This is a genomic window from Brevibacillus sp. FW306-2-1A-C05A, from assembly GCF_058781555.1.
The window spans coordinates 24,358-31,457 of record NZ_JBYSWV010000052.1; the positions used below are offsets into that span (position 1 = coordinate 24,358).

Annotated in this window: 3 protein-coding genes, 1 tRNA gene and 2 pseudogenes; 4 read left to right on the forward strand and 2 right to left on the reverse strand. The window is 52.5% G+C overall.

Annotated features, from left to right (window positions below; translation table 11 throughout):
* Positions 1-9: 9 nt before the first annotated feature.
* A complete protein-coding gene (gene dnaI, locus AC3WJN_RS22130) occupies positions 10-948 on the forward strand; it encodes a primosomal protein DnaI (RefSeq protein WP_005833880.1) in 939 nt (312 codons plus the stop codon).
* Here dnaI and AC3WJN_RS22135 read toward each other — a convergent pair.
* Entirely contained in the window at positions 838-1,560 is a 723-nt protein-coding gene (locus AC3WJN_RS22135) for a YdcF family protein (RefSeq protein WP_007784768.1), read from the reverse strand. The two genes, dnaI and AC3WJN_RS22135, sit on opposite strands and share 111 nt — an antisense overlap.
* 206 nt (positions 1,561-1,766) lie before the next feature.
* Between AC3WJN_RS22135 and AC3WJN_RS22140 the strand changes: the two genes are divergently transcribed.
* From AC3WJN_RS22140 to AC3WJN_RS22150, 3 genes and pseudogenes are all read left to right on the forward strand, one after another.
* Entirely contained in the window at positions 1,767-4,406 is a 2,640-nt protein-coding gene (locus tag AC3WJN_RS22140; protein WP_007784766.1) for an Ig-like domain-containing protein, read from the forward strand.
* 300 nt (positions 4,407-4,706) lie between these two features.
* Positions 4,707-5,800 (forward strand): annotated as a pseudogene (locus AC3WJN_RS22145) (ankyrin repeat domain-containing protein).
* A 344-nt stretch (positions 5,801-6,144) separates the two neighbouring features.
* Positions 6,145-6,220: transfer RNA gene (locus AC3WJN_RS22150), tRNA-Ala, on the forward strand.
* A 661-nt stretch (positions 6,221-6,881) separates the two neighbouring features.
* On the opposite strand, the pseudogene AC3WJN_RS22155 reads toward AC3WJN_RS22150, so the two are convergent.
* A pseudogene (locus AC3WJN_RS22155) lies at positions 6,882-7,100 on the reverse strand (IS5-like element ISLpl3 family transposase); the annotation flags it as partial.

Sequence of the window (7,100 nt, forward strand, 5' to 3'; positions counted from 1 at the left end):
TGAGGGAATATGGAATCTATCAGCGAGTTCATGCAGGAGCTTGCCAAGCGAACGCCGCGTCAACTGCTGACACCCGATCAGCAATTGGATAAAATGTTCCGTTCGTCTGCGTATTTGAAAGCTTTTCAGGCGGAGCACCCGGCATTGACCCGAGACGATTACCTTCGCTCGCTCTCCAGCATTTATACAGCAGTCAAGGAGCAGTATTGGTGCGAGCGTTGTCCGGGGCTTGGCGAGTGCCCGAATCTGGTCAGGGGTCACAGCACCCAGCTTGAGGTGGCCCACGGCAACATCGTCAGCTCGATCAGGCCCTGTTCCAAGCAGCTTGCGCACGAGGAAGAGGTGCGCCGCCGTCGCCTCATGCGCAGCTACTACGTGTCCGAAGAGACGATGAACGCGAGCTTCGAGTCAATGGTCATCGACGCCGACAATTTGGCCTCGGTGGAAGCGGCGATCCAGTTTTGTGAAAAGGTAGGTACGGGCGAGCGGGTCAAGGGCCTGTATTTCCACGGCCCGTTTGGCGTCGGAAAAAGCTACATCATGGGCGCGATCGGCCGCGAGCTGTCCGAGCGCAATGTCGCTTCCCTGCTCGTGTACGTGCCCGACTTTATCCGCGAGATGAAAGATTCGATCTCGGACCAGTCGTACGCTGGGAAGCTGGAGCTGCTCAAGGAAGTGCCTGTGCTCATCCTCGACGACATCGGGGCGGAAAACTTGACGCCGTGGGTGCGGGACGAGATTTTGGGCGTCATTTTGAACCAGCGGGCGAACAACCATTTGCCGACGCTGTTTACCTCGAACTACTCGCTGGAGGAGCTACAGGAGCATTTGTCTATCTCAAATGGCAACCGGATTGAGCAGACAAAGGCGGCGCGGATCATGGAGCGGATTCGTCACTTCGTGGACGTTTACGAAATCCGCCGCCAAAACCATCGAGCGGGCAGCTAACGCGAAGAGGCGGGAGGCTTCCCAGTACGAGATGGCAAGCACCTCTCTGCCCCGATGGTACGGCCCGAACAAGACATGCGAGTGTACGGCGACCGGAGAGGCGTTCCACCCAAGCGATTCGGCCATGGTCATTGCGCGGGCCAAATGGTAGTCGTGGCTAATTATCAACACATGGTGCATACGATAGTCGTCGAAAGCCTGCTGGCCGTACAGCAGGTTTTCGTATGTACTGGTGGACTGGTTCTCCATGAGAATGTGCTCTGCCGGGATGCCGTGGGCGACCAGATAGTCCCGGCTGACCTCTGCTTCTGTTTTCGTTTTTCCCTCGCCCAGTCCGCCTGTGACGAGCAAGGCAGACACGTAGCCATCCCGGTACAACTGGACGGCTTGCTCCAACCGCTCGCGCAGTCCGGGACTTGGGCCTTCTCCCCACACAGCAGCCCCCAGCACGATGCCGACATCGGCGTGTCGGGGGACAGCTTGCTCGGCCGTTTCTTCAATCCGTTGCCAATGATAGCCGACCCACATTCCGCCGAGCAGAACGACGACGGTGAGCGCCCGCAGCGCTCTGCGCGGAAAAAAATCTCGTATTCGTTTTCGCAGTTTTTTCATGCTATCGTTGCTCCCTCGCATCTCTCTTTTTCGTGCAAATGCTCGATCATTCTCTTTATTTAGACGTTGCAACTACTATCTAGTTACACGCTTCGACACATAGCCGACATAAATAACTGGTAAATTATTTCTCGCAAATGCCGATATAGTAATGGTGAGATGGTTTCGAAAAACAGCAAATTTCTTACTTGCGAGGGAGGCTGGCAATGTTCTGGAAAAAAACGATGCTCTTGTTTCTGGCCGTCCTGCTATTTGTGGGAACCGGAAGTGCAGGGATCGGATTGGCTGCGGAAGTCATCAACCGCCTTGTACTGACCAAAAACGAGGTAACGCTAGAGTTGGGTGACACCGTTTCCGTAGGGGCGACGGCCATCTATGAGAGCGGGAAAACGGAAGAGGTTACAGTGAAGACGAATTGGCAAAGCCCGGACCAGGGCAAGGTGATTAACGTCTACTCGGGACAAATCACAGCCAAGGCTGTCGGAAACGCCGTAGTCACTGCGGAATATATGGGCAAGACAGCTATCGTCAATGTAAACGTCACGAAAAAAGTAAAGGCGCTGTCGCTGAATCAGCAGTCCGTCAACACCCGGATCGGGGAAGAGAAAACGGTTGAATTGACGGCTTACTACAGCGAAGGCGAGCCTGAAAACGTAACGGAAAAAGCCGACTGGTCAATCGACAAGCCGGCAGTTGCGACCGTCATTAACGGCAAGATCAGAGGCTTGAGCTCCGGTACGGCAACCGTTACGGCCAAGTACGGCAGCCAGACGACGAGCGTACAGGTCAGCGTGGAAATCGCTCACCGCCTCATTCCGAGCAAAACACAAGTGTCCCTGCTTTTGGGCAACCCTGGCACAAGCTCGGAAACAATCAAACTGCTCGCGATCTTCCCTGACGACACTCCGGAAGATAACGATGTAGCAGCGAAAGCCGAATGGTCTTCGGACAACCCGGCAGTAGCCGACGCGCTGAAAGGGACGATCACGGCATACGGTCCGGGCTCGGCTACCATCACAGCCAAATACGGCACCAAGACCGCAACGATCAAGGTTGACGTCGACAATACGCAACGGCTGGTGGCGACTCCCCAGAACGTATTTTTGAAGGTGGGAGAAAACAAGCCGGTGAAGCTGGAAGCCACCTATGCCAACTCGTCTACGCCTGTAGACGTCAATGACAAGGCAGAGTGGTCTTCGGACCGTGAAGATGTTGCGTACTACAGCAACGGAAAAATTTATGCTGTCGCTTCAGGCGAAGCCATCATCACCGCCAAATACAGCAACAAAACGGTACAAATCTTGGTGGATGTAGAAGTGCCGCGCTCGCTGGACATCATCCCGTCCTACCTGACGATGGCAAGCGGCAAAACCGTGGAAATCGGAAGTGCGCCAAATGGCAACAACGTCATTGTGAAAGCCTTTTTTGCCGACGGACAGAGCGAGAACATTACCGACAAGCTCGAATGGTCCTCGGATCACCCGGATATCGTGTTTGCCAGCGGGAAAACCATTTCCGCCTACAAAGCAGGGACGGCGACCTTGACCGCCAAATACGGCGGGAAGACAGCTACGCTGGTCGTGGACGTGGATGTGCCGCAAAGCTTGACCGCCAACCCGGCCAAAGTCGCGATCCAGGTCGGAGATGTCAAGCAGGTAACAGTAACTGCTGCTTTCCCTGACGGAACAAGCACAGATGTGACCCAAAAAGTGACCTGGACATCCAGCGCGCCAGCAGTAGCCACTGTGCGCCAGGGACTGGTAACAGGTGTATCCACCGGGGCTGCGACGATCACGGCGACTTATGGGACACGCTCGATCAACATTCCGGTATCCATCGGCGTGCTGCAATCGCTGACCGTGGACAAAAAGTCGCTGGTCCTGAGCAAAGGCGACAGCCAGGAAGTCAAGCTGACCGCCACCTACGCGGACGGCACAGTCAAGGACAACATCAATGACCAGGCGACATGGACTACCTCCTCCGGTGCGGTAGCCGAAGTGAACGCGGGCAAAATTACCGCCGTTGCTTCCGGAAAAGCAACGATCACAGGTACGTTTGAAGGCAAGAGCGTGACGGTTGCCGTAGAGGTCGATCAAGCGCAAACTTTGACGATCAACCCGCGCCTGGTGATTATGAACGTCAATGACTCCACGGCAGTTGAATTGAAGGCGACAGACAGCTCGGGCGCAACCGTTGACGTCTCCAAAACCGCGGAATGGACCTCGTCCAACCTGAAGGTAGCCGACGTGGAAAACGGCAAAGTACGCGGCCTTGCCAATGGCCGCGCCACGATCACCTTCAAGTACGGCGGCAAGTCTGTAACCCTTCCGGTGGAAGTGGGAATCGTCACCAAGCTGGAGGCGGACAAGCGCTTTGTCAGCCTGAAATCGAATGGCAGCAGCGTCCAAATCAAGCTGACCGCCACCTTGTCAGACGGACGCACCATGGACGTCACCAGCCTTGCTGACTGGAAGACGAGCAACTACAAGGTAGCAGACGTCTCCAAAGGCTTGGTCAAAGGGCTCGCCTACGGGAAGTCCACGATTACAGCCAAATACAACGACAAGAGCGTCTCCGTCCCTGTCGATGTAGACACGCTGAAATATTTGAAAACAGACGTCGTCCAGGTCATCATGAACAAGGGCGAAACGAAGCAAGTCAACGCCATCGCCACCTACACGGACGGCTCTGAGGCAAACGTCACGAAGCCAGCCTTGTGGACTACTTCGCGTCTGCTGGTCGCAGACGTGAAAGACGGTGTCATCAAGGCGACAGGCTCGGGCAAAGCGACGATCTACGTCAGCTACGGCGGCAAGAAAACGCCGATTGTGGTGACGGTGCGGTAGGTAAGAGCAGGAACAGATTTAAATTCATCTAATTCTAATTCCAGAAGGGGTGTCTCCATGGTCGATTGTTCGATCAAGGGGCGCCTCTTTTTTCATGGAATGGTAGCGTCTCCAAAGGGTGTCTCATGGCTAACACGGCCAGCCGGGAGAAGGGAGATTTGCGTAAGCGCTTGGCTGGACCGGACTTTCGGATTGTTGTTTTTTTCCAACAGCTTTTCTATACTTTACGTAGCTTTTGCATCTACATAGATTTTGACTATAAATTAGGCAGGTTTTGAGGCGGGGGAGGAGTCAGGGCAGATGGTCAAACTGAAAGATATCGGGAGTTTTGAGGTGCTGCCGGAAATCGCAGCACACATTTACGAGGGAAACGTCGCGGCTTTGCAGGCGGCGATTGCGGCAGGCTGGGATGTAGAAGAAAAGCTTGTCCTGAGCCAATATACGACCGTAAGCCCGTTGGAGCTGGCGCTAGTAGCGGAGAAGCTGGAGGTGGTCAAGCTCCTGGTTGAGCACGGCGTCAACCTGAATGCGAAGGACGAACCTGCTTTTCTCATCGCTGTCCGCTATTGCAAGGAAGACATCGTCCGCTACCTCGCCGCCCAAGGCGCGCGGCTGGACATGAAAAACCGGGTCGGCTCCGGCGCGTATGCCCAAGCGTACTACGGCAACAAAAAGAATATTCCGCTCATCCACGAACTGGGACTCGATATCAGGCTGCATGGAGGCGACGTGTTGCGCATGGCCGTATCCGACCACGACCGGAAAACCGTCGATTACTTGCTCGATCACGGAGTCGACATCAACTACAACCAGCCGGACATGGTCTATCCGTATCGGGCGACTCCACTAACCGTCGCAACGCGCATGGGCAATCTCGCCATGGCCAAGCATCTGGTCGAACGCGGCGCCGACGTCACCCTGGCGGAAAAAGGCGGCGAGCGCCCCTACACCATCGCTGTCAGCAGCAAGCACGAGGAACTGGCCGCCTATTTGAAATCGTTGGAGCCTGCAAAGTTTCATGATGTGGAGAACAGGAAGTATGAGCTGCAAACGTACAAGCTGTCTGCCGAGCTGGTTCGTTTTCTCACTGGTGACAATCTGCGTGTGGAGCTTGCGGAAAACGAGTACGGGATGGGGTATATTGATTTCTTTTCGTTGGCGGATACGATCGAACTGAAAGTTGGGCGGCAAAAGCTGCTGCGTCTGTCTGCGGATATCGACAACTATTCGCATCTGCATCTGGTGTGGAATCCGAAGAGAAAGGCATGATTGGTTGCTACGATGAGGAGCATGGGGAGTATGCCGATCTGGGCAGCTTTGCGGAGTTTTTGGCGCAGCCGGAGGTGTATTTGGTCCGGTTTATGGAGGGAGAGGTTGAGGAGAAGAAGGCTTAGGAGGCGAAGGGGCGGTGATGGCCTGTTGGCTTCGGCAGCCCTTGTTTCAGACAGCTCTTATTTCATCGAGGAAGTGCCGGAAGGGAAGCTGGCAGATGGAGGTGTTGGATGGCGGTGGAGTACATAGGAAGGATGATAGACAGGGGCGTTTTTGGGTTTGGTTTTGTTTTCGGAGTTTGAACTGTGGGTGTTGAGTGGGGGGAGTGATTGAAATGTGAGTGAGCTATTCGGGAGATTTTTTTCATGACGAGCCTGACTTTTTCCGTTTTTTTCGCTTGCACTGTAATAGAGAGGTGTGCTATACTGAGATCATTGAGGCGGTAACCCGCTACAGCATACATAATGGGGCATTAGCTCAGCTGGGAGAGCGCTACACTGGCAGTGTAGAGGTCAGCGGTTCGAACCCGCTATGCTCCACCATATGAAAGTATTTAAACCCTTGGTTCCCAAGGGTTTTTTGTGTTTTTGTATTCCGAAAACTCCAGTTCGACTGCTGAGTGCACCCTTTAGAATAGAGATTGGAAATCCATAGGGAAATCCGATGACTTCTAGGGGGGCATTTTTATGGCAACCAAAGGACAGAAGCTTTAATCATAACAAGAATTCGTGAAAATCGAAGCACTTCGTTTGCGTGTTGAGGAAAAGTGGACGTGTCGTCGGATTACTAAGCAGTTGGGAAGTATCTCAATCATAGAGTAACGAATATTTTAAGCACTATTGCGACAAATAGTTTATTGACTGAACAGGAAAAGTATGTTATTTTTAAATTATGTAATAATATGTATTTTGTGGTATAAAATAGTTTTTTGTTTTAATGATATCCATTGCACGTTTTCCCCCCCTTCTCTATGAAAAAAACATTTAACTTTAGTTGTTAGTTGCATTATCACGACGTAGAGGTGGTTATTTTAATGAGGAAGTCTAAAATAGTACTCCTACTTGGGAGTTATCTATTGGTTTTTTTGATCGGTGGATTTTCTCAAAATTTATTTTCTTATGCTGAGAATGTACATGGCACTTATCTTTCAGATGATGAGAGAAAGGATTTTGTCAATATTACTAGGATGTGTCTGAAAACTCATTATTGAGTTAGTTTAAAGATGGACGCGACATATACAAACGCTAGGAATGATTTGGCCAGCTTGTCGTAACGAGTAGCGATTCGTCGAAAATGTTTGATTTTATTGAAGAAGCACTCCACCAAGTGCCGTTCTTTATAGCGATACCAATCCACTTTCCAAGGATTTTTATTATTCGCTTTAGGCGGGATGGTGTACGCTGCCTGCTTAGCCGTAATCCA